20 protein-coding genes and 1 pseudogene are annotated in these 25,228 nt (G+C 64.1%); 9 read left to right on the top strand and 12 right to left on the bottom strand.

Going from position 1 to position 25,228, the window contains the following annotated elements; all coding sequences use genetic code 11:
• Positions 1 to 53: 53 nt before the first annotated feature.
• Positions 54 to 443, bottom strand: a complete 390-nt coding sequence (locus V6M89_RS13020) for an OsmC family protein (RefSeq protein WP_332853558.1) — start codon at positions 441 to 443, stop codon at positions 54 to 56.
• Positions 444 to 597: 154 nt separating this feature from the next.
• Between V6M89_RS13020 and V6M89_RS13025 the strand changes: the two genes are divergently transcribed.
• Positions 598 to 2,844, top strand: coding sequence for a TonB-dependent receptor domain-containing protein (locus V6M89_RS13025; protein ID WP_332853559.1), 2,247 nt, complete (start codon positions 598 to 600; stop codon positions 2,842 to 2,844).
• Between the two features lie 86 nt (positions 2,845 to 2,930).
• On the opposite strand, the gene V6M89_RS13030 is transcribed toward V6M89_RS13025, so the two are convergent.
• The gene (locus V6M89_RS13030) at positions 2,931 to 4,085 is read right to left on the bottom strand and encodes a branched-chain amino acid ABC transporter substrate-binding protein (RefSeq protein ID WP_332853560.1); all 1,155 of its coding nucleotides are present in this window, start codon (positions 4,083 to 4,085) and stop codon (positions 2,931 to 2,933) included.
• Between the two features lie 134 nt (positions 4,086 to 4,219).
• On the opposite strand from V6M89_RS13030, the gene V6M89_RS13035 reads away from it, so the two are divergent.
• Positions 4,220 to 5,371, top strand: coding sequence for a pyridoxal phosphate-dependent aminotransferase (locus V6M89_RS13035; protein WP_332853561.1), 1,152 nt, complete (start codon positions 4,220 to 4,222; stop codon positions 5,369 to 5,371).
• 9 nt (positions 5,372 to 5,380) lie between these two features.
• Complete coding sequence (locus V6M89_RS13040; protein WP_332853562.1) at positions 5,381 to 7,603, top strand: ATP-binding protein; 2,223 nt, start codon at positions 5,381 to 5,383, stop codon at positions 7,601 to 7,603.
• On the opposite strand, the gene V6M89_RS13045 is transcribed toward V6M89_RS13040, so the two are convergent.
• The 5 genes from V6M89_RS13045 to V6M89_RS13065 all read right to left on the bottom strand — a co-directional run bounded on the left by V6M89_RS13045 (position 7,587) and on the right by V6M89_RS13065 (position 14,601).
• Entirely contained in the window at positions 7,587 to 8,327 is a 741-nt protein-coding gene (locus tag V6M89_RS13045; RefSeq protein ID WP_332853563.1) for a substrate-binding periplasmic protein, read from the bottom strand. The two genes, V6M89_RS13040 and V6M89_RS13045, sit on opposite strands and share 17 nt — an antisense overlap.
• 101 nt (positions 8,328 to 8,428) lie before the next feature.
• A complete protein-coding gene (locus V6M89_RS13050) occupies positions 8,429 to 9,517 on the bottom strand; it encodes a metallophosphoesterase family protein (RefSeq protein ID WP_332853564.1) in 1,089 nt (362 codons plus the stop codon).
• 10 nt (positions 9,518 to 9,527) lie between these two features.
• Positions 9,528 to 11,744 carry a TonB-dependent receptor gene (locus tag V6M89_RS13055; protein WP_332853565.1) on the bottom strand — a complete coding sequence of 739 codons (2,217 nt, stop codon included), beginning with the start codon at positions 11,742 to 11,744 and terminating at the stop codon, positions 9,528 to 9,530.
• Positions 11,745 to 11,856: 112 nt separating this feature from the next.
• On the bottom strand, positions 11,857 to 12,294 hold the full coding sequence (locus V6M89_RS13060; protein ID WP_332853566.1) for a bacteriohemerythrin: 438 nt from the start codon (positions 12,292 to 12,294) through the stop codon (positions 11,857 to 11,859).
• Positions 12,295 to 12,381: 87 nt separating this feature from the next.
• Complete coding sequence (locus V6M89_RS13065) at positions 12,382 to 14,601, bottom strand: putative bifunctional diguanylate cyclase/phosphodiesterase (RefSeq protein WP_332853567.1); 2,220 nt, start codon at positions 14,599 to 14,601, stop codon at positions 12,382 to 12,384.
• Between the two features lie 252 nt (positions 14,602 to 14,853).
• On the opposite strand from V6M89_RS13065, the gene V6M89_RS13070 reads away from it, so the two are divergent.
• Complete coding sequence (locus tag V6M89_RS13070; protein ID WP_332853568.1) at positions 14,854 to 15,480, top strand: YbhB/YbcL family Raf kinase inhibitor-like protein; 627 nt, start codon at positions 14,854 to 14,856, stop codon at positions 15,478 to 15,480.
• 2 nt (positions 15,481 to 15,482) lie between these two features.
• Positions 15,483 to 16,307 (top strand): helix-turn-helix transcriptional regulator, encoded by an 825-nt coding sequence (locus V6M89_RS13075; protein ID WP_332853569.1) that lies wholly within the window; start codon positions 15,483 to 15,485, stop codon positions 16,305 to 16,307.
• 3 nt (positions 16,308 to 16,310) lie between these two features.
• Here V6M89_RS13075 and V6M89_RS13080 read toward each other — a convergent pair whose 3' ends face one another.
• Positions 16,311 to 16,697: a VOC family protein gene (locus tag V6M89_RS13080; RefSeq protein WP_332853570.1), complete on the bottom strand. Its 387-nt coding sequence runs from the start codon at positions 16,695 to 16,697 to the stop codon at positions 16,311 to 16,313.
• A 262-nt stretch (positions 16,698 to 16,959) separates the two neighbouring features.
• On the opposite strand from V6M89_RS13080, the gene V6M89_RS13085 reads away from it, so the two are divergent.
• From V6M89_RS13085 to V6M89_RS13100, 4 genes are all read left to right on the top strand, one after another.
• Positions 16,960 to 17,652, top strand: a complete 693-nt coding sequence (locus tag V6M89_RS13085; protein WP_332853571.1) for a 4'-phosphopantetheinyl transferase family protein — start codon at positions 16,960 to 16,962, stop codon at positions 17,650 to 17,652.
• Positions 17,653 to 17,874: 222 nt separating this feature from the next.
• Complete coding sequence (locus V6M89_RS13090) at positions 17,875 to 18,456, top strand: acyl-homoserine-lactone synthase (protein ID WP_332853572.1); 582 nt, start codon at positions 17,875 to 17,877, stop codon at positions 18,454 to 18,456.
• 36 nt (positions 18,457 to 18,492) lie between these two features.
• The gene (locus tag V6M89_RS13095; protein WP_332853573.1) at positions 18,493 to 18,819 is read left to right on the top strand and encodes a hypothetical protein; all 327 of its coding nucleotides are present in this window, start codon (positions 18,493 to 18,495) and stop codon (positions 18,817 to 18,819) included.
• A 243-nt stretch (positions 18,820 to 19,062) separates the two neighbouring features.
• On the top strand, positions 19,063 to 19,821 hold the full coding sequence (locus V6M89_RS13100; protein ID WP_332853574.1) for an autoinducer binding domain-containing protein: 759 nt from the start codon (positions 19,063 to 19,065) through the stop codon (positions 19,819 to 19,821).
• Between the two features lie 25 nt (positions 19,822 to 19,846).
• Here V6M89_RS13100 and V6M89_RS13105 read toward each other — a convergent pair whose 3' ends face one another.
• The 4 genes and pseudogenes from V6M89_RS13105 to V6M89_RS30415 all read right to left on the bottom strand — a co-directional run.
• On the bottom strand, positions 19,847 to 20,824 hold the full coding sequence (locus V6M89_RS13105) for a pseudouridine-5'-phosphate glycosidase (protein WP_332853575.1): 978 nt from the start codon (positions 20,822 to 20,824) through the stop codon (positions 19,847 to 19,849).
• Between the two features lie 30 nt (positions 20,825 to 20,854).
• Positions 20,855 to 21,079, bottom strand: coding sequence for a tautomerase family protein (locus tag V6M89_RS13110; protein ID WP_332853576.1), 225 nt, complete (start codon positions 21,077 to 21,079; stop codon positions 20,855 to 20,857).
• An 11-nt stretch (positions 21,080 to 21,090) separates the two neighbouring features.
• Positions 21,091 to 23,556, bottom strand: a complete 2,466-nt coding sequence (locus V6M89_RS30410; RefSeq protein ID WP_442881972.1) for a thioesterase domain-containing protein — start codon at positions 23,554 to 23,556, stop codon at positions 21,091 to 21,093.
• 141 nt (positions 23,557 to 23,697) lie between these two features.
• Positions 23,698 to 25,002 (bottom strand): annotated as a pseudogene (locus V6M89_RS30415) (non-ribosomal peptide synthetase); the annotation flags it as partial.
• Positions 25,003 to 25,228 lie beyond the last annotated feature (226 nt).

Below are 25,228 nucleotides of genomic sequence, written 5' to 3' on the forward strand. Positions count from 1 at the left end.
AAAAAATCCGGCGCGGTGGCCGGATAATTTGGGGAATCTTTTCGCTCGAATGGTCAGCTGACGGTCGTGTTGATCACCATCCCGGCCTTCAACGTCAGCGTCACCGGCGTCTTCTCGGCGATTTCGGCCATGCGGTTTTTTTGTTCGGCGTCCAGCGCGCCGGCGAAGGACAGCGTGCGCTTGACCATCATCGCGCCATCGTCGCCGTGGCTCAGGTGCAGGCCGACATCGACCGCGTCCAGCGGCCACTGCTTGCGGTCGGCGTACATGCGCAGCGTGATGGCGGTGCAGGCGCCCAGGCCCGCCAGCACGAAATCGTAGGGCGCCGGACCGGTGTCGCGGCCGCCGTTGCGCTCCGGCTCATCCCCGACCAGCGTGTGGCCGCTGACTTCGATGGTGGTTTGATAGCTGTCCTTGCCGATATGTGCGGTGCCGCGTGCCATGTGATTCTCCTATGTGAAGGCCGCTATTTTATCCCGCAGCTCGCCCCATAAGTAAAGTATTGTAAATAGCAATCATTCTTACCTGAGTTCAAATGTAAAATATCATCCTTTCAACGACGAACAAGACGGCGCCGATGCATCGGCCCGACTCCCCATGCACAAGATATTCCTGACCGCCTGCCTCGCCGCGCCGCTGACCGCCCTCGCCCAAACCCAGCCTGCCACCGATAAACCGGAGGCCAAGCCGACCACCTCGGCCAAGCCCAAGGAAGCTGCGCCGGTGGTGCCGTCGGTCACGGTGGCCGGCGAGCGGCCGACCAACCGCATCGACCGCCAGGTGTACGACGTCAAGTCCGACATCAGCAGCACCAACGGCACCGCCGCCGATGCGCTGAACAACGTGCCGTCGGTGGCGGTCGACCCGGACGGCACCGTCACGCTGCGCGGCAGCAGCAATGTGCAGATCCTGGTCGACGGCAAGCCGTCCGCCATGCTGCAAGGCGACAACCGCGGCCCGACGCTGCAGGCGATGAACGCCGACGATATCGAGTCGGTCGAAGTGATCAACAATCCCGGTGCGCAGTTCGGCAACGAAGCCGGCGGCGGCCCCATCCTCAACCTGGTGATGCGTCGTAACAAAAAGCCGGGCGGCTTTGCCAACCTCAACGCCAACGCCGGTTACGCCGGCCGCTACAACAGCGCCGCGTCGGGCAGCTACAACGAGGGACCGTGGGGCTTCCAGGGCGGCGTCAACGTGCGCCACGACGGCCGCAACTCCACCGCAGTGGTCAGCCGCGACCGCCTCGATCCGGCAACCGGCGCCTTCGTGCACAGCAGCCAGACTTCGTCCGGCGCCGGCCTGAACGACATGGGCGGCGTGAACGGCACCGTCAGCTACAACCTGGACCAGAGCGACACGCTGACCGCGAGCGCCAACTACATGGGTCGCGGCAACGACCAGCGCGGCGTCGACCACTACGTCAACGGCGCCACCGCCGGCTTCCCCGCCACCGACTACGTGCGCACCACCTCGCGCGAAGGCGACGCCAAGAACTTCAGCTGGGGCGGACGCTACGACCACAAGGGCCAGTTGCCGAACGAAACGCTGAAGATCGACCTGCGCGTCTCGGCCTCCGAGAACGACAGCAACAGCGCCTACGCCAATGACTACGCCGGCGGCAACCTGCCGGACACCCGCGCCCACCAGCGCAACGACAACAGCAGCCACATCGTCGACTTCACCGGCGACTACGAGCGTCCGCTGGCCGGCGGCAGCCTCAAGGCGGGCTACAAGGTCGCCACCAACAAGAACAACTTCGACACGCTGTACACCGACATCGATCCGCTGAGCTCGGTCGCCGTGGTCAATCCGGCGCGCAGCAACCGCTTCGACCTGGAAGAGACCGTGGTCGCGCTGTACGGCTCCTACCAGCTCAAGCTGAACGACAGCTGGGGCGTGCTGGGCGGCCTGCGCACCGAGTACACCGGCATGGACATCCACCAGATCACCAGCGGCGTCGAGGCCAAGAACAACTACACCAACCTGATCCCGAGCTTGTTCGCCACCTACAAGGCGACCGAGACGGCCAATATGCGCTTCTCCTACGCGCGCCGCATCCGCCGCCCGAACGCCAACGACCTCAATCCCTACGTGGTGTATCGCGACGAGTTCAACGTCTCGTCCGGCAATCCGATGTTGAAGCCGACCAAGACCGATTCCTTCGAAGTGGGCTATGAAACCAAGTTCGGCACGCTGGAAACCAATCTGCGCGGCTACTACCGCAAGGACACCGACGCCATCGTCGACTACCGCACCTTCATCGCCAACAACGTGTTGCTGACCACGCGCCAGAACGGCGAAGGCAGCCATTCAAGCGGATTGGAATTCACGGTCAGCGGCAAGCTGACGCCGTCGCTGACGCTGAACTCCAGCGGCAACCTGGCGCGCAGCCAGCAGACCACGCAGGACGACAGCGGCGCGCTGGTCACCCGCACCGCCAACTCGCTGAGCGGCCGCGTGCGCCTGAACTATGCATACAGCGCCGCGACCCAAGTGCAGATGGCCTTGCAGATGCAGGGCAAGACGCTGTCAGGCCAGGGCTTCCGCTCGCCGAACAGCACCTTCAACCTGAGCGTGCGCCAGGCCGTGACGCCGCGCCTGAGCCTGGTGGGCACGGTCACCGACCTGTTCAGCACCAACAAGATGGAGACCGTCATCAACAGCGCCACGCTGCGCGAGACCAGCACCCGCCGCTTCGACGGCCGGGTGTTCTATCTGGGCCTGTCCTACCGTCTGGGCGGCGCCGCCACGGCGGCCGACTCGAACAACGAGCCACGCTTCGGCCCGCCACCAGGCGGCCCAGGCCCAGGCGGCCCCGGCCGCGGCCCGTCGGAAGGCTAAAACCCGGGGTCAGGTCCCCCATTTATTCATCAGTTCGGCTGAATAGCCGAGCTGATGAATAAATGGGGGACCTGACCCCGGATTAGTTATTTCATCACCGCTACTTTTTCGCGCTTGGCGTTGCGGAAGGTGTAGATCGTCAGCACGCCGTCTTTCACGTCGCCGCGCGCATCGAAGGTGATGTTGCCGGTCACGCCTTTGTGGGTGATGCCGGCCAGCGCCGGCAGGTACTTGGCCGGCTCCGGCGAGCCGGCCTTCTGCATCGCTTCGACCATCGTCATCAGCGCATCGTAGGCGTACGGCGCGTAAGTCTCGACGTCGATGCCGAATTTCTTCTTGTAGGCCACGCGGAAATCGGCCATGCCTTTTTCCTGGGACGGCTCGACCCCGCCCGCTTCGGCGCAGATCACCTGGCCGTCGCTCATGGCGTCGCCCGCCAGGCGCGGCACCGAATCCGAACACATGCCGTCGCCGCCCATGAACTTGATCGGGATCGCCAGCGCCTTCATCTGGCGCAGCATCGGCCCGGCCACGGCGTCCATGCCGCCGAAGAACACCATATCCGGCTTGGTCGCCTTGATGGCGGTCAGGATGGCGCTGAAGTCGGTGGACTTGTCGGTGGTGAACTGGGTCGACACCACGGTCGTCCCCGACGCGCCGCCGGCGCGCTTGACGTTCTTGACGAATTCATCGACCAGGCCCTTGCCGTAGGCAGTGCGGTCGTCGATGACGGCGACGCGCTTGGCCTTGACGTTCTGCATCGCGTAACGCGCCAGCGCGGCGCCCAGCTGCTCGTCGTTGGCGATGTTGCGGAACGCGGTCTCGTAGCGCTGGCGGGTGTACTGCGGATTGGTGGCCGACGGCGAAATCTGCGGTATGCCGGCATCATGGTAGATGCGCGAGGCCGGTATCGTCGTGCCTGACGTCTCATGCCCGATCACGCCGTTGACCCTGGCATCCACCAGCTTCTGCGCGGCGGTGGTTCCCTGCTTGGGATCGGCGGCATCGTCTTCCGCCTGCAACACGATCTTGTACTTCTTCCCGCCGATGACCACGCCCTTGGCGTTGAGCTCGTCGACCGCCATGCGGGCGCCGTTCTCATTGTCCTTGCCCAAGTGGGCGATCGGTCCCGAAGTCGCCGCCACATGGCCGATCTTGATGATCGCTTCCGCCTGCGCGGCGCCGGTGGCGACGAAGGCCAGCGCAAGCGCCTGGCCACATGTTTTTGTTATTAATCGCATAAGATTATTGAGCCATCCTCATTGGTTAAGTGGTCAAGGATACCATCAGGCAAATATGTACGCAGTCGTGCGTACTGACTTCCCTATCTGAAGTAGAATAACAAATCGAAACATTTGCCATAGAGACACTTTGCATGGAAACATCACAACGCATCGCCCGCTCCAAGCCGCTGGCGACCACCGCAATGCACGGCCGGGTCGACGCCATGAAGGCGCGCGGCGAGGACGTGATTGACTTTTCCATCGCCATTTCGCATTTCCAGGCGCCGGAGAGCGTGCTGCAAGCAGTGCGCGACGGCTTGCAGCAACCGTCCCTGGCCTACACCACGGTCGGCGGCGACGCCGGCATCCGCGCCCGCCTGGCCGCCAAGGTCAGCAGCGAAAACGGCATCGCCGCCAGCGCCAGCGAAATCATCGTCACCAACGGCGCCAAGCAGGCCTTGTACCAGGCGCTGTACGTGATGGCCGACCCGGGCGACGCCGTCATCATCTTCAAGCCGCACTGGCCGGCCTACGTCACCACCTGCAAACTGCTGGGACTGGAGCCGGTGCTGGTCGATTTGCCCGCCACCGTCAGCGCCGAATTCCTCGACAGCCTGCCGCCGGCCAAGATCCTGATCATCAACAATCCGCACAACCCGACCGGCGGCGTGCTGCGGGCCGACGAAATCGAACGCATCGCCGGCTGGCTCAAACGCACCGGCACCCGCGCCATCGTCGACGAGAGCTACGAAAAGCTGATCTTCGAAGGCGTCCATACCAGCCTGGCCGCGCGGCCGGACTGGCAGCAGATCGGCATCGTCAGCCTGTATTCCGCCTCGCAAAGCTACGCGATGATGGGCTGGCGGGCAGGCTTCGCGGTGGCGCCGCCCCACATCGTCACCGCGATGGAGACGCTGCAAGGCCCGATCACCGCCGCCGCGCCCATGCTGATCCAGCTGGCGCTGGCCGCCGCCTTCGAATCCGGCGAACCGATGGCGATGCTGGACGAATACCGCCAGCGCCGCGACCTGGTGCTGGACCTGGTGCACGGCCTGCCCTGGATGCGCATGCACTGCCCGGCCTCCGGTCCCTATCTGTGGGGCGACGTCTCGGCGCTGACCATGGACACCAGGCAGTTCGCCGAACAGCTGCTGAACCAGCACTCGGTGGCGCTGATGCCGGGCGACGCCTTGGGTGCGCCGGGCTTTATCCGCATCGGTTATATTTCGGACGACATCGCCACGCTGCGGCGCGGTGTGGAAGCGATTATCAGCTACGGCAACGCACGTTATCGGGCCCGTTAAGCACCCAGCATGGCCTTTCTTCTCTTCCAACTCAATAGCTTGCGCAGCCGCCTGATCCTGCTGGTGGCGCTGGCGATCGCCCCGATCGCGGTGATGACGCTGGTCAGCGGCGTGCGCGAACGCCAGCACGCGGTGCAGGTGGCGGAAGAGAACCTGCAGCGCCTGACCAACCTGGCCGCCGCCAACGAAGCGCAGTCGATCGAGGGCGCGCGCCAGATCCTGCGCGACCTGGCCAGCATTCCCGACCTGACCGGCGACCAGGCCCATTGCAGCCGCCTGCTGGCCAATATCCAGCAGCAGAACCCCGACTACGCCAACCTTGGCCTGATCCAGCTGAACGGCGACGTCACCTGCAGCGCCATCCCCTCGTCCGCGCCGGTCAACCTGGCCGACCGCTCGCACTTCCGCCGCGCCGTGCACCTGCGCCGCTTCGTGGCCGGCGGCTACGTGTTCGGCCGCGTGATCCAGAAGCACACCGTCAACCTCACCTACCCGCTGCTGGGCGACGGCGACCAGGTCAAGGCCGTGGTGTTCGCCGCGCTGGACCTGACCAAGCTGGATCGCTTCGTGGCCGACATCAAGCTGCCACCGGGATCGCTGCTGCTGACGTCCGACTCGGAAGGCAAGATCATTTCGCGCAAGCCCAATCCGGAGCAGTGGTTCGGCCAGATGGTGTGGCCGGAGATGCGCGCCGCCATGGCCGGCGAGCCGGGCAAGCCGGTGCTGCTGACCGGGCCCGATGGCATCGAGCGGCTGCACCGCTTTGCCCGCGTCGGCAACAACGGCCTGTCCGACTACACCGTCACCATCGGCATTCCGGCCGACGACATCACCGCCGCCGCCCGCCACGACCAGCTGCTCGACATGTCGGCGCTGGCCGTCACGCTGGTGCTGGCGCTGCTGGCGGCATGGTTTGTCGGCGATGTGCTGGTGCTGCGCCGGGTCAAGCGCCTGGCCACCACCGCCAACAGCATCGCCTCCGGCACGCTGGGCGCGCGCAGCGGCATCGTCTACGGCAACGAGGAAATCAGCGAACTGGCGCGGGCGCTGGACGCGATGGCCGAGGCCTTGCAGCAAAAGGAAGTCCAGCACCTGAAGGCGGAAACCCAGCTGCGCCTGGCCGACCAGCGCAAGGATGAATTCCTGGCGATGCTGGCGCACGAACTGCGCAACCCGCTGGCGCCGATCAGCGCCGGCGCGCAGCTGCTGCAAAGCGGCCACGCCACCGCGGCGGCGGTCGAACGCACGGCCGCCATCATCGTCCGCCAGGTGCACCACATGACGCGCCTGGTCGACGACCTGCTCGACGTTTCGCGCGTGACCCGCGGCCTGGTGACGGTGACGCGCGTGCCGCTCAACGTGGCCGACGTGGTGGCCGACGCCGTCGAGCAGGCGGAGCCGCTATTCAGGAACAAACACCAGCATTTCGAACTGTCGCTGCCCGAGGTGCCGCAGCAAGTCAACGGCGACCACAAACGGCTGGTGCAGGTGCTGGTCAATGTGCTCAACAACGCGGCCAAGTACACCCCGGTCGACGGCGTCATCAAGTTGTCGGTGCATGGCGGGGACGGCGTGGTGCGGCTGGTGGTCAACGATTCCGGCATCGGCATGGCGCCGGAGCTGCGCGCCCGCGTGTTCGAGTTGTTCGCCCAGGCAGACCGCAATCCCGACCGTTCGCAAGGCGGGCTGGGACTGGGCCTGGCGCTGGTCAAATCGCTGGTGGAGCTGCATGGCGGCAGCGTGTCCGCCGACAGCCCGGGCGAGCAGCAAGGCAGCACCTTCACCATCTCGCTGCCGGGTGGACCGGGCCAGCACGCGCCGGCGGCGTCCGGACCATTGGCGGCCGGCGGCGCCAGGCTGCGCGTGCTGGTGGTGGACGACAATATCGACGCCGCGCAAACGCTGCAACTGCTGCTCGATGCGTCCGGCCACGAAGTATTGGTCGCGCATACCGCGCTGGAGGCGCTGGAGATCGCCCAGCGCATGTCGCCGCAACTATGCCTGCTCGATATCGGCCTGCCCGACATCAGCGGCAACGAGCTGGCGCGCGGCCTGCGTGAACTGCCGCAAACCGCCAATGCCACGCTGGTGGCGGTGACCGGCTACGGCCGCCGCGAGGACCGCGACCTGGCCAGCGAGGCGGGCTTCGACCACTACTTCGTCAAGCCGGTCGATGTCGAAGCGCTGTTGGCGTTGATCGGCAAACTGTCGTCGGTTACTCCCAAGCCTTAGCGATACGTTCCAGTTCTCCGCTTTTTTCCAGCGTCTGCAAGGCCGTTCGCAGACGATCGACCAAGACCGGATCGACGTGCTTGCCCAAGACGAAGTACAGCGGGCTGATGGCCATGACGGTCGGCAGGATCTTGAATTTCTCGGCCAGGCCCGAACGGTCCAGCACCGCCTGCAAGCCCGGCATCCGATGGAAGAAGAAGCGGCCCCGGTGGGCCAGCAGCTTTTGCAGGTTGAGTTTCGGGTCCGAGGCGCCGGCGTCGATCTGCGCCACCCCGGCCGATTCCAGCACCGTCACACCGGCGAAGCCGCGATTGGCCAGCACCACGTTGTCCGGGGCCAGCTTGCGCAGGTCGTCCCAGTTGGCGATCACCGCCGCGTCGTCGTTGCGCGCGATCAGGTGATAGCGGATCGAGAACAGCGGCGGGCCGACAAACACGTATTTCTTGTCCCGTTCGGGCGAATGCGAGAGGCCGCAGGAGGCATCCAGCACGCCGCGGTCCATGCCGGAGTAAATGCGAGGCAATGGCTGCCAAGCCTGGTCGCCGGTGAATTTCAAGTCGGAATCGAGCTTTTCGACGGCGCGCATGATGTCGATGCAGATGCCGACCACGCGCCCGCCTGTCGCGCTGGCGCTCTGGAACTTGGGTTCGGTGCCCTGCTGCGCCGAAGTACGGATCTCGGTCGCGGCGACACTTGCCCCGACCGTCGACAGCAAGGACAGCATCGCACTCAGTACAACAACCCTGGTTGGCACACGTAGCATCAGCCCATTGTAGCGCGAGCTTACCGCGCCGTCACCAATTGCCGACGACGCGCAAGCCTGGCTCAGAACTGGATGGTTTTCAGCCGTTTGGTTTTGCCGTAGTGTTCATCGAAGCCATACACTTCGATGCGCACCCTTCCGCTGGCGTGCACCTTGACCAGCGCCCATGCGTAGCTCCGGTCCTGCGGATTGCGGCTATCTCCGGCCTTGGCGCTGAACGGCGAGCCGCCGGAGCCCACCATCACCTGCCAGGCCTTGCCGCCACCGGCGCGTGCCGGCTGCTGCGCGTTGAAGATGTGCTGGTGGCCGCAGAAATAGGCGCCGCCGTATTCTTCCATCACCTGCCAGAAGGCCTTGGCATTGTCCGGATAGATGTCCATGCCGTCCGCCTCCACGCCGTCCTTGAAGTAGTAGGTGTAGGCCGGCTTGTGGCCGAACACGAAGAAGCGTTTGGCGCCGCGCGCCCTGGCCTGGCGGAAGTCCTCCGCCAGCCAGTGCGCCGGGCCGTGGCCGTCGTTGCCAACCGGGTCGGTGTCGATCACGGCGAAGTGGCTGCCGCCGGCGTCGAAGGAAAACGTCAATTGCGACTGGCTGGTCCGGTTGCCATCCGGCCCGCCCACCGGCGGCGCGTTGTTCGCGTCGAAGGCGCTGGCCTCGATGCCGGTGACGGCCTTCCAACGGGCGGTATCCAGTATCAGGTCGCCCATGCTTTCGCGCCACAGCTCCTCGTTTTCAAGACGCGCGATCTTGGTGGTCTTGCCGGCGGCGTCCTTGTCCTTGAACTGTATTTCATGGTTACCGGTCACCGGCACCACGTAGGTGCCGCTTTCCATCAGGCCCGCCGTCATGCCGCGCCAGTAGGCGTATTGGCGGGCGATCGCGGACTTGTCGGCGGTGTAGCCCATGATCATGTCGCCGTTGAAGAACAGGGCCTTCGGCCGGGCCGCCTGGATCTCGCGCAGGATGCGCGACAAGGCGCGGGTGTTTTGCAGGTAGACCCCGTCCTGCGCCGTTTCGGCGCTGGCCGGGTCGGCGCGCGAGTCGCCCACGGTGGCGAACGACATCACCACCGGATCGGCCGCCGCCAGCACAGCGCCCTGCCACTGCCCCAGCACCAGCGCCGCGCAACACAGCATGGTGGATGTGCGCATGCGGGCCACCTTAGAAGTCAGCATTGAGCGACACCGTCCAGCTACGCTCAGGCACAAAAGTGTACTGATCAAACGCCGCGCCTTTGCTGTTCGCGCTGATCGACGTCGCATCCTGCTTGTTGAAGACGTTGTTGACGCCAACCTGCACCTTGAGCATCTTGACGACGCCGCCCACGCGCCAGCGGTAGCCGGCGGTGAAGTCGGTCAACGTGTAGGCGCCGATCTGGTAGGCGGCCGGTTCGCCGTCCTTGGCATACTGGCTGCCGTTGGTCTTGGCGATCAGCGAGCCATACAGGCCATGGTCCTTGTACAGCAGGCCCAGTGCGGCCGTGGACTTGGGCACCTTGGCGATTTGCAGGCCGGTGTCCTTGGCTTCGGCCTTGTTGACCGAACCGTTGGCATGCAGCGAGAAACCGCTGCCGACATAATAAGTCGCCGCGCCTTCGATGCCCTTGTAGACCACGCCGCCCTGGTTGTAGTACACCAGGTCGTTGCCGCTGCCGGTCGAGGCGATCTTGTTGTTGAAATCGATGTAGTAGATGTCCGCATCGAAGGTCAGGTTGCCCGACTGGTGCACGGTGCCCAGCTGGTAGTTGGTGGAGGTCTGCGGCTTGGGCGTGCTCAGGTTCGGGTTATTCACGTAGAACATCGACAGGTCCGGCACCAGGAAGCCGCGCGCCACCTGGGCATAGGCCGACCATTGCTTGTTGACGGCGTGGTTCGCGGTCAGGAACGGCAAGGTGGTGTTGTACGTCTGGTCGGCCGTGGTCGGAATGCGCGTGCCCTGGTTGACCACCGCATCCAGCGAGCGCTTGAAGTTGACGTACTTGAGGCCCGGCGTCACGGTCCATTGCGGCGCCACCGCCCATTCGAATTCAACGAAGGGCTGATACTGCTTCCACGACGAGTTCTGGTTGTAGGCCACGTCTTTCGGCGCGGTCGCTTCCTTCGGGTTCGGTACGTTCAGCGTCCAATCCAGGTCGAAGGTGTGGCGTTCGGTGTCCGAGCTCTCCAGCCAGACGCCGGCGCGCAGCAAGCCCGCCTGCAGCTGCTTGGTCAGCTTGAAGATGTCGCCGTTGACGCGATAGGAATTGAGCTTGTTATAGCCAGGGACGTTCTTGTTGCCGGCCGCGCCGGACTTGGTGCCATTGGCGGTGGCGCCGCTGGCGTCCTGGCCGGAGAAGGTGTTGTTGTCGTAGGCGTAGGTGTAGAGCGTGTTGTCGATCGCCCAGCCGCCGTCCAGATTCGATTGCAGGCGGATGTATTCGAAGTCGGTGCGCTTGTCGTTGTAGTTGTAGCCGTAGTAGTTCTGGCTGGTCTTGTCGTTGTTGAGCGAGTAGTTTTTACCGTACAGCGCAACCTGGGCCAGCGTGACGCCAGCCTTGTCCGGCACATAGCTGTGGATCTTGTTGTAGGTCGAGAACACCGTCAGCATGGTTTCCTTGCCCAGCGGTTTCTGGAACTTGAACTGGTAGTTGTCTTCCTTGACGCCGCTGTAGGTCTGGTAGCCGTCGCTGGTCAGGCGCGAGGCGTTGAACATCATGCGCGCATCGCCGAACTGCTCCAGCTGGCCGGAGTCGATCTCCGCGCCGAGGATTTTGGTGTTCCAGGAGCCGTAGGTGGCGTAAGGCGAAAAACGGAAGTCAGTCGCCAGCTCTTTCGAAAACAGGTTGATCGAACCGCCGAAGGTGGCCTGTCCCAGATTGCTGGCGTTGCCGGGGCCGCGCTCGATCACCATGCCGCCGATGATGCGGGCCGGGAAGTAGGAGGTCGAATGGTGGGTCGGATTGTTGGTGTCGCCGAACGGGATGCCGTCGTAGGTGATGTTGTATTCACCGTCCTGGAAGCCGCGCAGCGTGACCTTCGATTCGCCCAAGCCAGGGCCATTGGACGACAGGCCCGAGCCGACGCTCGGCGCGATGCGCGCCACGGCGTTGAAGTCCGCCAGCGGCGTCACCGCCTGCTCGATGAAGGTCGCGGTGATGATGGACTGCGGCTGGGTCGCCTTCAACGAAGCCTGCACCGGCGCGCGGTTGGCGGCATTGGAGCCGGTGATCACCACGCGGCTTTTGATCGCGTCCGAATCCAGCGCAGTATTCGATACCGGCACATCCTCGATGGCCGGTGCTGCGGTTTGCGCCTGCACGCCGCCGGACATCAGGGCCAACGCGGCCAGAACATGCGCGGACATCGTCGACAAGATCAAGTGCGGCTTCGGATTCTTCATATATCTTTCCAGTTTGCGGGGGTGAAAACCGGAAAGTCTAAGAATGAATTATGACAACATCATGAACACCGCGCCGTGATCGGCATCGAGCACCGCTTCGCCGAGACGGCGATCATCCCGTCGACCTGGCGGGCGAGAGCAACGGCCCCGCTAGCTTGGCCGTCTGGTCGAGATCAAGGCCGCTCATTTGCAACGCGATGGCGAGCGCCGTGTCGGCCGTGGCCAGGTGAGCGTGAAACCACGGCAGCACCAGACCTACAGCCGCCCTGCCGCTTTTGATCTCCCCCGCTTCCAGCTGATGCAAAGTGGCCAGCACACGGGCGTGCTGCTCGCGATGGCTGCGCAGCGCCGGGTAGTCGATCGCGTCCATCAGCGCTTCCTCATGGCGGAAATCATCTTCCAGGCATTCGATCAGTTGCGCCAGGCCGGCGGCGAAGTCCGCGTCCTTGCAGTGTGTCAGTAATTTGATCTGCTCCGCCAGCGCCTCGTGCGCTTCGTCGAACAGCGGTATGCCCAGCGCCATGTCCGGGGTCCAACCGATATCGTCCATAATGTCCTCGTGGTCTGTCGGGCCGGCGCACACTGCGCCGCTGACAAAGACTATGGGCGTGCGGCCCGACTAAATCCATGATCCAGATCAAATTAAACCAAGCGGAGACCGGTGGCTGGCCAGCCATTGCTGCAACTGCCCGGCCGGCACCGGCTGGCTGAACAAAAAACCCTGGTAGCGATGGCAGCCCAACTGTTCCAGCAAGCGGCGCTGTTCGAGACTTTCCACGCCTTCCGCGATGACGTCCAGGCCCAGGCTGCGCGACATGGCGATGATGGTCGTCACGATGGCCTGGTCGTTGCTGTTGCAGGCCAGTTCGTTGACGAAGGAGCGGTCGATCTTCAGCTGGCTCAGCGGCAAGCGCCGCAGATATTGCAGCGAAGAGTAGCCGGTGCCGAAATCGTCCAGCGAGAAGTGCACGCCGATCTTGCGCAGCCGCTCCATGGTGCCGATGATCTGCTCGATATTTTCCAGCAGCAAACCCTCGGTCAGCTCCAGCTTCAGGCGCGACGGGTCGAAGCCGTGGCGCCGTATCAGGTCTTGCACCCGCTCGAAAAAATCCGGTTGGTGGATCTGCGCCGCGCTGATGTTCACCGCCATCACCAGCTGCGCCATGTGCGGCTGGTCTTGCCACTGCCGCAGCTGGGCGCAGGCCGTTTCCATCACCCACTGGCCGATCGGCAGGATCAGGCTGGCCTCTTCCGCCAGCGGAATGAAGCGGGCCGGCGACATGAAGCTGCCGTCCGGCTGCGGCCAACGTATCAGCGCTTCCGCGCCGACCGCCTGTCCCTGCTCGTCGACCTGGGGCTGGTAGTACAGTTCGAAGCGCTGCTCAGTGATCGCCCGCCGCAACGCTTCCTCCAGCCGGGCCCGGGTGCTGATCTTGTCCTGCATTTTCTGGTCGAAGAAGCGCATGCCGTTGCGGCCCGCCTGCTTGGCCTGATACATGGCGATGTCGGCCTGCATCAGCAATTCCTCCGGATGGGCCGGCCAGCCGTCATGGAACAAGGTCGTGCCCATGCTCGGCGTGCTGTGGCACAGGTGGCGATCGAGCATGTAAGGACGATTCAGCTCGGCCAGGATCTTCGACCCGAGCTGCTCGGCCTGGGCCGCCGCCGCCGGTTCGGTGCAGCCCAGGCCCTCCAGCAGCACGACGAATTCATCGCCGCCCAGGCGGGCCACCGTGTCGCCTTGCCGCAGGCATTCCTGCAAGCGGTCGGCGACCTGTTGCAGCAGCAGGTCGCCGACGCTGTGGCCCAGCGTATCGTTGAGCGTCTTGAAGTTGTCGAGGTCGATGAACATCAGCGCGCCGTAACGATCGTGCAGCTTGCTGGCATCGAGCACCTGGCGCAAGCGCTCCAGCAGCATGCGGCGGTTGGGCAGGCGGGTGAGCGGATCGTAGAACGCCAGGCTGCGGATCTCGTCGCTGGCCGCCTTGCTCAAGGTGACGTCGGTCAGCGCCGCGACGTAGTTGCAGATGCTGCCACTATCGTCGCGCACCGAGGTGATGCTCAGATATTCGGGATAGACCTCGCCGTTCTTGCGGCGGTTCCAGATTTCGCCGGACCAGCTGCCACGCTCGCCGATCTCGGCCCACATCGCCCGGTAGAATTCGGCGTCGTGGCGGCCGGAGCTGAGCATGCGCGGAGTGTGCCCCACCGCCTCCTCCATCGGATAGCCGGTGATGCGGGTGAAGGCCCGGTTGACCTTGAGGATGATGCCGTTGCTGTCGGTGACCATCATGCCCTCGTTCGATTCGAAGGCGGTGGCGGCGATCCGCAGGCTGGCCTCGGCCAGGTGGCGCTCGGTGATGTCTTCGTGGGTCACTACCGCCCCCTGCCAGCCGTAGCTCATCGGCGACACCGTCATGCGGAACCAGCGCCGCGCAGTCGGGGTATGGCAGGGATATTCCATCTGGAATCGGCCGCTTTGTCCGGCCAGCACCGCCTTGATGCCGGCCTCTGCCTCGGCTGCGCCTTCGCTTCCCCGCCCCACCGCGTCACGGCACAACTCAAGGTAATTGCTGCCGATGTCGGTGTACAAGGCGGGCTGCCCCGGCTGGCGGCGCGTGGCGGAAGCCTGGCGCCAGGCGGCGTTGACGGCCAGGATGGTGCCATCCGCCCCCACCACGGCAAGCTGTTCGCGCAAGGCGTCAAGCACGGCGCAGGCAAAGCTGTGGCAAGCCCCGGCGGCCGCGGCGCGCAGCGGTGGCGCAGGTCCCTGCTGGACGGTCGTTGCGGGGCAGGAAAAGTCGCACGACGCGCCGCCCAAGGACGGTGAATGCAGCAATGGCTGGTGATTGGTCATGGCAATGCCTCGCTGAGAGCTGATTTCCACAAGGATACTGATTCAAATCAATAAAAGATTTGACTGAGATCAAGTTTCCGACATCAAGGAAAGTCGTACGGCGCCGCGAGCGAATGGCCAATGACAAACCACACCAAGGCCGTCATATTGATCGGAATAGCGCAAAATTTGACTGGATTGGTTACTCACGTATGTGCTTAGCCCTCTATAATTTCATCACTGCCTTCCACTTTTATAGAAGAACTTCCAGCCATGAAATTGACCAGCATCAGCTTTTCCAACAACCAGCCCATCCCCGGCGAGTTCGCCTTCGCCGTGATCGCTCCGGACACCCACATCACCCTCTCCAGCAACCGCAATCCGCAGCTGGCGTGGGACGAGGTGCCGGCCGGCACGCAGTCGTTCGTGCTGATCTGCCACGATCCGGACGTGCCGAGCCGAGGCGACGACGTGAACCAGGAAGGCCGTGAAGTGCCGGCCAGCCTGCCGCGCGTCGACTTCTTCCACTGGCTGCTGCTGGACATCCCGGGCGCCACGCGCGCCATCGCCGCCGGCAGCCACAGCGACGGCGTCACGCCGCACGGCAAGACCGGTCCCGAAGCAGCCGGCGGCATGAAGCACGGTATCAACGACTACAGCAACTGGTTCGCCGGCGACGCCCAGATGAGCGGCAATTACTACGGCTATGACGGTCCTTGCCCACCGTGGAACGACGCCTTGCTGCATCACTACGTCTTCACGCTGTACGCGCTCGACATCCCGGCCTTGCCGCAAGACCAGGCGCTGGACGGCCTAGCCATCCGCAGCGCGATCGCCGGCCATGTGCTGGCCGAAGCCACCCTCACCGGCACCTACACGCTCAATCCCAAGCTGCTCTGACGATGGACAACGGCCAGTGGACACTGCCCTCCGGCATGCCGATCGCGCGGCGCGGCCTGTGCATGCTGGCGCAGCCGTCCCTGCGGCAGCCGCAGCGCGCCAGTGGTTTTCGCTTCATGGAGGCGACCATCTTGCTGGTCAAGTCGGGCAGCCTGAGCCTGGACACCGGCGAGGCGCAAGCGTTGCTGGAAGGACCATCCGCATTGATGGCGGTGGCCCGGAACGTCTGCGCGGACCTGGTCAAGCTGCCCGGCGGCGATGAGTCAAGGTTTCGTTCGCTGCTGCTCGCCATTGCGCCGGAAGTGCTGCGCGAATTTTACAAGCGCTATGACCAGGAAGAGTTGTCCCCTGCCCCCGTAGCCGCATGGCGCGCAACGCCCCTCGATGACGATCTGGCGGACAGTTTGGAGCACTGCATCCGTAGTGTGGACGCCGGCGTCAGCCAGCGGGTGCTGATGCATCGGCTGGTCGGACTGCTGCTCGCGCTGGCGGACCGTGGCATCGTGTTTGCGCGCCCCGCCAGCCAGAACGTCGGCGATCTGCTGACCAGCCTGCTGAGCGACGCTCCCGGCCAGCAGTGGACCGCCGCCAAGGCCGGCCGCGAATTGGCGATGAGCGAGGCCACCCTCAGGCGGCGCCTGGCGGCCCAGCATCTGCGCTTTGAAACCCTGCTGCTGGAGGTGCGCATGCATCACGCCATGGGCCTGCTACAGACCACGGGATGGAGCATCCCGCTGGTCGCCGAGGCGTGCGGCTACCAGGCGCACGCGCGCTTCTCCTTGCGTTTCCGCGAGCGCTTCGGCTGCCCGCCCTCCCATGTGCGCTGAGGATCACTTGCCTTCCGGCGGCTCCCACAATTCGACCTTGTTGCCGTCGGGGTCGATGACCCAACCGAACTTGCCGTACTCCGATTCATCAACCTTGTCCTCGACCCGGCAGCCTTCGGCACGCAGCGCGGCCAACAGGCCATGCAGGTCGGCGACCCGATAGTTGATCATGAAACTGGCCGTGCTTGGGGCGAAGTAGTCGGTGTCGGCCTTGAAAGCATTCCACGCAGTGGTACCGGTGCCGCTCGGATTATCCGGGCCGGACCAGCGGAATGCCACGCCGCCCCATTGGCTGACCTCCAGGCCGAGATGGACCCGATACCACTCGGTCAGCGCCTTGGGGTCGGGAGATTTGAAGAACACACCGCCTATGCCAGTGACACGTTTCATGCAGGGCTCCTAAGGTAAACGAGAGTTTAATTTGTCTTCGCTGTAGCATTTTAACGTATCTCTCCGATGCAAATCAGCGGCGCAGGAACGCCCTCAGGACGCCGGAAAATCAGATCCTCGGACAGTCGCTTGTGAAAATAGTGTAATTCGCATAATATTGATATAGATCAACAAAGATCGAGCCGTGGTGCCAGTGCAACAGCGTGGGAAGGATACCGTTACGCACCGGGGCCGCCCACACCACAATTCCTGTCCCAATCACATGTTTATCGAATACGAAGATCTCGACAACAATCTTAACCTGCCGGGATTGGAACTGTACCGCTGCCGCTACCGAGCCGACCAATACACGCCGGACCTGTTCGCGCATTTCCGGCTCGCCCAGCCACCCGGCCTGCAAAGCTGGGCGGTAAAGCGCCAGGCGGAGTTCCTGGCCGGACGCTACTGCGCCGCCCGCGCCTTGGCCCGCGCCGGCCAGGCGGGACACCAGGTCGCTGTGGGGCCGAACCGCGAGCCGCTATGGCCACCAGGCTGGCGTGGTGCGATCACCCATACGCAGCAACATGCCCTCGCCGCGGTGGCCGCGTCGGTAGAAGGGGTGGGCATCGATCTGGAAGCGATGATGGACACCCGTCAAGCCGCCGAGTTCGCCCCCTTGATCCTCAACGCGTCGGAACTGGCGCTGGGCAGGGCCGCGGGGCTGGACTTGCCCCCCCTGGTATCGCTGTGTTTCTCGCTCAAGGAAAGCATTTTCAAGGCCCTGTATCCGCAGGTAGGCCGCTACTTCGGCTTCGAGGCCGCCGAACTGGTCAGCCTGGACCCTGCTGCGGGGAGCTGGAGCGCGCGCCTGACTGCACCACTGACGGCACGCCTGCCCGCAGGCTTTCCACTGTCGGGCCGTCTGCAACTGAACGCGACAAGCGTATTGACCGGCGTAGTGCTGGCACAGCAATAACAGCGGGCCGTATCCACCCGCCTCATCCGGCTGATGCCGTTCTGAATTCCGCCTCCCCGCCGCCCCTCGCCGCACAGTCACTATCGATCAGGAACCTAGTACCTACCTATCAGTTCCCAGGTCATTTCCTATCTTGTTTACTAGTTCCTCGGCCTAGTCGCTTCGCATAAAGTAACCACATCGCATAACCCTTTTAACCGATAGACGACTCAGGAGATAGACATGGCTTCAATGATCCAAATAGGCGCACGTGACAGCTTCAAACCAATCGACCTGCGCAGCATCTACCAGTTGCGCGCCAAGGTGTTTCAAGGCCGGCTGGGCTGGGAAGTGGCGGTGTTGGGCGGCATGGAAGTGGATGGCTACGACGCACTCGATCCCTACTACATGATGATACGCGACGACACCCAGCGCTTCTGCGGCTGCTGGCGTTTGCTGCCGACCACCGGCCCCTACATGCTCAAGGACACCTTCCCGGAACTGCTGCATGGCAAACAGGCGCCCGAGGACGGACAGGTATGGGAACTGAGCCGCTTCGCCATCGAGAGTGGCCGCGACAGCAGCTTCGGCTTCGCCGAACATGCGATGAACGCGATGCGCGAAGTGGTGCGTTTCGCCGATGACAACGGCATCGTGAAATACGTGACGGTCACCACCACCGCGATCGAACGCCTGCTGCGCCACGCCGGCATCGAGATGACGCGCTTCGGCCCGCCGATCCGGGTCGGCATCGAGGACGCAGTGGCGCTGGAAATCCACCTGGGCCAGAAGACCCATGCCGCGCTGTTCGATACATTCCACTAGGCGCTCGCCAGTATCGTCACACCGGAGGGAGAGAGTATGAGCATCATGCCATTTTACAAAAAAGCAGTGTTCCGCATCACGCCGCGTGATACGGCCCTGATCCGCGACCTGCGCTACATCCTGGGCGAAAACCAGACCCAGTTCTGGCAACGCTTCGGCGTCAGCCAGTCCTGCGGCAGCCGCTTCGAGCGCGGCGGCACGATACCGTTCCCGGTATTGATGCTGACCCGCTTGCATCTGCTGGAAATCATCAGCGATGATGATCTGGAGCGCGTCAATTCGCCCAACTTTGAAAGCGAGGTCGATGTGACGCCGGCGCCGCAGGAACGGTCCGGTCCGCCCCAGACAGCACTGCCGCGCTAACATCAATCTGTCTTGAGTGCAAGCCCCTCCGCCAGCGGCCAGCCGGCGGCGGAGGCGTGCCTGACAGCAAAATGACAAAACTTCAATTATAATTTCTTGACAATTTATGCCGCGTGCACAAGTTGGCAACAAATTAGCACCATTTCAACGCCATGCATGCCCAGCCATGAATACCGCGCCCTACGCCGTAGCACTCAGCGGCGCTCACAGCCAGCAATGCCCAACACGCTCAGTAAGGAACTTATGGACGATAACTTGTCAACCAGCGGCGAAAGCGTCACCAAAGGTCTGGCCAACTTTGCGCCCATCATGGAGGCCTGCTCCAGCGCGGAAGCGATGTCACATGTTGAGCGGGCCGTGCGGGCCCTGGGTTTCGAACGCTTGCTGTTCGCCGTGACCGCCCAGACCAGCAACGGCAGCAAGGACCTGTATTTGCATAGCACCTACCCGCAAGCCTGGCGCGAACACTACGAAAAAAACAATCTGCGGGCCAACGATCCGACCGTGGTGCACTGCTTCAAGTCGATGTCGCCGTTCGTCTGGAAGCCGGAATCGTTCCACACCTCGGCCCAGCAAGGCATGCTGGAGGAAGCCACCGCGTTCGGCCTGCATTCCGGCGTGACCCTGCCCATCCATGGCCTGAACGGCGAGGTCGGCATGCTCACCTGCGTGCGCGACGACAGCTCCGCCGCTTCCTTCCAGCGCGACCTGAGCCAGACGCTGGGCGAACTGTGCCTGCTGCGCGACGTGGCGGTCGACGCCATCATCTCCCACATCGCGCCCAAGGTCGAGGAGGAGGCGCCGGTGCTGACGGTACGCGAACTCGACTGCCTGCGCTGGATCGCGGCCGGCAAGACCACCTGGGAGATCGGCCGCATCCTGAGCATCTCCGAGGCCGGCGTCAACTTCCATATCTGCAACCTGCGTACCAAGTTCGGTGTCAACCGCCGCAGCGACGTCGTCATCAAGGCGATCCGGCTGGGCCTGATCGCCTTGCCATGAGGCGCCGGCCGGCGCCGCGCCGCGATCAGGCCGGACCCTTGGCGCGCAGTGTGGCGTGGGCCGCCGCGATCCGTCCGGCCACCTCGGCCGTATTGATCAGCACCGCCATATTGGCCTTGGCCGAGCGCCCGTCCGTGACCCGGTCCACCGCCCGCATCAAATGCTTGGTCAGCGCGTTGCCGCGGATGCCATCCTGCTCGGCGGCCAGCACGGCCCGGGCGATGACCGCCTCGATCGCCGCGCCGTCGATGGCGTCCTCCTCCCGGGTGGGGCTGGTGATCAGCAGCGAGCTGTGGTTGCCCAGCGCCCAATGCATGGCGACGGCGCGGGCGATCTGCTCCGGCGCATCCAGGCGGTGCGGGCTGGCGTGGCCGCTGGAGCGGCAATAGAAGGCCGGGAAGTCATCGAACTGGTAGGACACCACCGGCACGCAATGGGTTTCCAGGAATTCCAGCGTCAGGCCCAGGTCGAGAATGTTCTTGGCGCCGGCGCACACCACCGCCACCTTGGAGCGGGTGAACTGGATCAGATCGGACGAGATATCCATGCTCTGCGCGGCCCCGCGGTGCACCCCGCCGATGCCGGCCGATGCGAAATAGGCGATGCCGGCCAGCTCCGCCGCCACCAGAGACGAGGCCACCGTGGTCGCGCCCATGCCGCCCTGCGCCAACACGAAGGGCAGATCGCGGCTGCTGACCTTGGGGATGCCCGGGGTCTGCGCGAAGCGGTCGATGCTGGCCTCGCTCATGCCGATCAGGATGCGGCCGTCCTCGATGCCGATGGTGGCCGGCACCGCGCCGCCGCGCCGCACCGCCGCCTCCACCCGGCGCGAGGTGGCCACATTGTCCGGATAATCCAGGCCATGGGTGATCACGTTCGATTCCAGCGCCACCACCGCCTGGCCGGTGGCCAGGGCCTCGGCCACCTCGTCGGCGAACACCAGTTCGATGCCGTGCGGCGCGCCGTTCGATCGGGCTTGGAGAGTCTTGTTTGCTGCGTTCATAGTAGTCCTTGTGTAGGGTAAGTTGAGTAGTCAGTACTTCGGGGTCTTGCACAACAATTCCTTGCGCAGCTCCAGCTCCGGGTGATACACCCGCTGGCGCCACTCCTCCGGCGCGACCGGCTCCAGGGCGATGGAGACGGCGCCGTCCGGGCAAGCAAAAGTCTTTTGCACGATGCTGCTCAGCGCCTGAACCAGTTCGTCCTTCTGGGCCGCGCTCAGCTCGACCCGGAAGTGTTTGATGTTGATGTGCGGCATATTTACGCTCCTTAACCGGCGGCCAGTTCCGAGGCGTCCTCCGCCACTTTGCGGCCCGGCGCGACGCCGAGCCGGGCATGGATCACGGACACCAGCTCCTCGATGCCGGGCAGCTTGAGCATGCTGTAGTGGTCCGCTTCCAGGTTGATCACGTCCGGCTCGACTTCCGAGTAGCCGGCGCTGTTCTCGATGAACGAATAGTCGTCGCCGTCGGCCTTGAAGATGGTCAGCGGCGCGCGGATGCTGCGCTCGGCCAGCTCGTGGAAGGTGTACTTGAACTCGTAGGTCTGGCAGACGATGTCGATGATGCGTTCGACCAGGTCCTGGTCCAGGCTGCGTATCCGGCCGCAAATGAAGGCCGCGAAGCTGTGCTTATCCTTGGCCACCTTCAGGCATTCGGCCAGGCCCGGTCCGCTGATGCTGTGGGTGAACACCGAATACAGGATGGTGACGAAGGCCGGATTGTCGTAGCTGGGCGCGTTGCCATGCTCGGCCGCGTCCTCGGCGCGCAGCTTGGGCGAGCCCGGCGCGATCAGATACAGGTCATCGACCACCTCGCCGGCCTGCTCCAGCTGGTAGGCCACCTCGAACGCGACCCGCGCGCCGAAGGAATAGCCCCACAGGGTGTAGGGTCCGTGCGGCTGCACCCGCTTGATGGCCAGGATGTCCTCCTGCGCCATCCTGGCGATGCTGGCATAGGCCACCTCGTCCCGATTGATGCCGTGCGCCTGCACCCCATAGAACGGATGGTCGCTGTCGACCTGCTGCGCCAGCAGCCGCAGATTCATCGGGTAGCCGCCCAGGCCCGGCCAGCAATAGATGGCCTTGCGCTGGCCGCCCTTGGCCAGCAGCACCAGGCGCGACAGCGAATCGGCCTGCCCCGCGTCGACCTTGGCGGCCAGCTTCTCGATGGTGGTGGCCTCGAACAGCAGCTGCAGCGGCAGTGACGAACCGAAGGCCTTGTTGATGTGGTTGATCAGGCGCACCGCGATCAGCGAATTGCCGCCCGATTCGAAGAAGTCGTCATGCACCGAGACCGCGTCCCACTTCATGGCCTTTCTCCAGATCTCGCCGATGCGCAGCTCGGTCGGCGTGCGCGGCGCCACGAAGGGCCGGTCGCTGGCCTCGGCGTTGGCCTGCTTGGACGCGGCCAGGGCCTTGTGGTCGATCTTGCCGTTGGCCGTCTGTGGCAGGCGGTCCATCACGATGATCTTGTTCGGCATCATGTAGTTCGGCAGCAGCTTCAACAAATCCTCCTTGATGATCTCGGCCGGCCCCTTCATGTGGATGGCGTCCTCCTTCATGCCCTCGCTGGCGATCTGCTCCTCGCTGACGCGCCCGCCCAGGGCGAAGTAGAACGGTCCCGGAACCTCGCCCCGCTGCGCCAGGATGGCTGCCATCTGCTTGGCCGACGGCAGGTCGTTGCCGGTCTTCGAGCTGTAGCCGGACGACATGAAGCCCAGCTGGCAGCCATTCATCTGCAAGTGCTGCAGCTTGCGCCCGAGCGCGATGAAGTGCATCCAGTCGCGCTCATCCCGGCTGATCAGCGACACGCCGAAGCTGGAACGCTCGTACACCTGCTGGTTGATCGCGATCACATGCTTCTTCTGGATCAGCTGATCGGACACCGCTTCGAAGTCGCCGTCGCGGTAGCGATATTGCCCTCCCGCCAGTCCGGCCACCTTGTCGCCATGCGCCTGGAGGTAGATGTCCATGGCCTGCTCCGGCCGCGCACCCTGCTGCGCCGCCGACACCAGTTCAAAGGTGCCGAGATAGTAGTCCTCGTCCGCGCACGCCAGCTGCGCCTTCACCTCGGGCAGGAAGGCGCCGCCGTCAATGGCCAGCTGGTGCGCCGGCAGGATCTCGTCGAACAGCCCCAGCATGTGGCCGGCTTCCATCTCCAGCACTTCGAGGATGTTGTTCTTGTAGACCGGCTCGATGGCGCTCTTCTTGCCGACGAAGTGGAGCTTGATGCTGCCGCCGGACTCGCCCGCCAGTTCGCTGATCAGCACCAGCTGGTGGTGGACCGGGTGGTAGTAATAGACGCCGTGGCGCAGGCCGCCGATGCCGCCCAGCTCGAAATACATCTGGGTTGCGTACAGCGCGCCGGGCGAGGCATAGCCGTATTTGGGCAGCAGGCGTTCGCCGCTGGCGAACTGGCCGAAGTTGCGCACGATCTCGCCGAATTCGGCGTACCCCAGGCTGGCCGGGCTGCGCGCGGCGCTGGGCGCCCGCGGGGCGGCAAGCAGTTGCGCCAGCTCGTCGCGGTTGACCGGGCCGCCATCGAAGTAGCGATAGGTTTTGCGGGCGAACACGCGCCGGCGCTGCGCCGCGCTGGCGTTCTTACCTGGCAGCTCGACGGTGACGCGCGCGGCCAGGTCGGCGGCGTCGCGGCAGCCGACGTTGGACAGCTGGGCCTTGACCTGCAACTTGCTGTTCTTGGACTGGTGGTGCGCACCGTGGTTGCCCTGGTCCATCAAGGCGGCCTCGCGCGGATTGAGCTCGATGCAGGCGATCAGATTCTGGAAGCCGGTGCGGCTGTCGTTCTTGATCAGCAAGGCGGCGTTCTTGACCCAGTCGTGGTCCTCGATCGCCAGCCGGATCTCGTCCAGCTCGACGCGGAAGCCGCGCAGCTTGACCTGGTTGTCGGCGCGGCCGGAGAACTGCACCGTGCCGTCGGGGTTCCAGAGGCCCAGGTCGCCGGTGCGATACAGCTTGTCGCCGCGGCCCTCGGGCGCCAGCGGATTATCGACGAAACGCTCCGCCGTCAGGTCGGGCCGGTGCAGATAGCCGCGCGCCAGTTGCGCGCCGCCGATATACAGCTCGCCGATCTCGCCCTGCTTCACCAGCGCCATATTGCCGTCCAGGATGTAGTACTGCGTGTCGCGCACCGGCGCGCCGATCGAAATCGCGTTCGGACCGGCGGCCACCGTGTCGCGCCGCACCTGGTAGGACGAGGAATTGATGGTGCACTCGGTCGGACCGTACAGGTTGATCAGCTCGCAATTGGACATGGTGTCCAGGCATTGCTGCGCCAGATGCTTGGACAGGATCTCGCCGCCGCTGAAGATCTGCGTCAGCGAGGTGCAATCCTGGAAGCGATCGCTGTCCAGCAGCGCCTGCAGCAGGGTCGGCACGCACTGCAGGGTGGTGACCTGCTGTTCCAGGATGGTGTCGAGCAGCGCCTCGGGATCGCGATAGATGCCGGGCGCGCCCACCACCACCGTGCTGCCGCAGGCCGGCGCCAGGATTTCCCACTGGGCGGCGTCAAAGCTCATCGGGGTTTTTTGCAGCACCACGCGTTGATGGTCCAGCCGATAGGCGTCCTGCAGCCAGCCCATCTGACTGACGATGCTGCGATGCTCGATCATCACCCCTTTCGGTTTGCCGGTGCTACCCGAGGTGTAGATGATGTAGGCCAGGTTGTGCGGACGCACAGGCTCATGTTGTTGCTGCGCGGCGTGCGCCACCGTGCGGCCATGGGCCACATGGTAGGCCAGCGCGTCCTCCATGGTGACGACACGGGTCCCTTCCGGCGCCAGGCGCGCCAGGCGTCCCTTCAACTCCTCCTGGGCGAACACAACATCGACGCGGGCATCCTCGAGCATGTAGCGCAGGCGCTCCTCGGGGTATTCCGGCGACAGCGGCAGGTAGGCGCCGCCCGCCAGCAGGATGCCCCATACGCCCGTCATCAGTTCCAGCGAAGGGTCGACGAAGATGCCGATGCAGGCGTCGCCGACCACGCCCAGGTGGCGCAAATAGGCCGCCAGGATGGCGCTGCTCTGCGCCAGTTCGCGGAAGCTCAGGCGCTGCTGGCCGCTGATCACGGCCGGATGATCCGGACGCGCGCGCACCTGCTCCCACAGCAGATCGGGCAGGCATTTGCCTTCGTCCAGTTTATTTACATTAATAACAGTATTCATATTCACCTCGTGCCAGTAATTTGTTAAAAATAATTAAATTTTCGGAATTAAATAAACATCAGATCGGATACGAATCAAAGGCAATATCCTTGCAAATCAATGCATTGGGATGCATTGGGATGCATCAATAAAATGCCGCGCGCCGCGCTGATTAATATTTGACTAACGGAATCCATTAAATCAAAAAATAACAATCAGCATCACTATCAATACTGTCAGGGTCGAT

Origin of the sequence: Duganella sp. S19_KUP01_CR8, assembly GCF_036688705.1 — a bacterium.
Lineage (GTDB): Bacteria > Pseudomonadota > Gammaproteobacteria > Burkholderiales > Burkholderiaceae_D > Rugamonas.

Excerpts from the sequence above, each read along its gene's own strand:
- V6M89_RS13065 (WP_332853567.1), bottom strand. The coding sequence starts at position 14,601 with ATGACCAATCACCAGCCATTGCTGCATTCACCGTCCTTGGGCGGCGCG.
- V6M89_RS13110 (WP_332853576.1), bottom strand. The coding sequence starts at position 21,079 with ATGCCGCACATCAACATCAAACACTTCCGGGTCGAGCTGAGCGCGGCC.
- V6M89_RS13045 (WP_332853563.1), bottom strand. The coding sequence starts at position 8,327 with ATGCTGTCCTTGCTGTCGACGGTCGGGGCAAGTGTCGCCGCGACCGAG.
- V6M89_RS13095 (WP_332853573.1), top strand. The coding sequence starts at position 18,493 with ATGAGCATCATGCCATTTTACAAAAAAGCAGTGTTCCGCATCACGCCG.
- V6M89_RS13020 (WP_332853558.1), bottom strand. The coding sequence starts at position 443 with ATGGCACGCGGCACCGCACATATCGGCAAGGACAGCTATCAAACCACC.
- V6M89_RS13070 (WP_332853568.1), top strand. The coding sequence starts at position 14,854 with ATGAAATTGACCAGCATCAGCTTTTCCAACAACCAGCCCATCCCCGGC.
- V6M89_RS13085 (WP_332853571.1), top strand. The coding sequence starts at position 16,960 with ATGTTTATCGAATACGAAGATCTCGACAACAATCTTAACCTGCCGGGA.
- V6M89_RS13035 (WP_332853561.1), top strand. The coding sequence starts at position 4,220 with ATGGAAACATCACAACGCATCGCCCGCTCCAAGCCGCTGGCGACCACC.
- V6M89_RS13060 (WP_332853566.1), bottom strand. The coding sequence starts at position 12,294 with ATGGACGATATCGGTTGGACCCCGGACATGGCGCTGGGCATACCGCTG.
- V6M89_RS13030 (WP_332853560.1), bottom strand. The coding sequence starts at position 4,085 with ATGCGATTAATAACAAAAACATGTGGCCAGGCGCTTGCGCTGGCCTTC.
- V6M89_RS13080 (WP_332853570.1), bottom strand. The coding sequence starts at position 16,697 with ATGAAACGTGTCACTGGCATAGGCGGTGTGTTCTTCAAATCTCCCGAC.
- V6M89_RS13025 (WP_332853559.1), top strand. The coding sequence starts at position 598 with ATGCACAAGATATTCCTGACCGCCTGCCTCGCCGCGCCGCTGACCGCC.
- V6M89_RS13090 (WP_332853572.1), top strand. The coding sequence starts at position 17,875 with ATGGCTTCAATGATCCAAATAGGCGCACGTGACAGCTTCAAACCAATC.
- V6M89_RS13050 (WP_332853564.1), bottom strand. The coding sequence starts at position 9,517 with ATGCGCACATCCACCATGCTGTGTTGCGCGGCGCTGGTGCTGGGGCAG.
- V6M89_RS13100 (WP_332853574.1), top strand. The coding sequence starts at position 19,063 with ATGGACGATAACTTGTCAACCAGCGGCGAAAGCGTCACCAAAGGTCTG.
- V6M89_RS30410 (WP_442881972.1), bottom strand. The coding sequence starts at position 23,556 with ATGGACCAGGGCAACCACGGTGCGCACCACCAGTCCAAGAACAGCAAG.
- V6M89_RS13055 (WP_332853565.1), bottom strand. The coding sequence starts at position 11,744 with ATGAAGAATCCGAAGCCGCACTTGATCTTGTCGACGATGTCCGCGCAT.
- V6M89_RS13075 (WP_332853569.1), top strand. The coding sequence starts at position 15,483 with ATGGACAACGGCCAGTGGACACTGCCCTCCGGCATGCCGATCGCGCGG.
- V6M89_RS13105 (WP_332853575.1), bottom strand. The coding sequence starts at position 20,824 with ATGAACGCAGCAAACAAGACTCTCCAAGCCCGATCGAACGGCGCGCCG.
- V6M89_RS13040 (WP_332853562.1), top strand. The coding sequence starts at position 5,381 with ATGGCCTTTCTTCTCTTCCAACTCAATAGCTTGCGCAGCCGCCTGATC.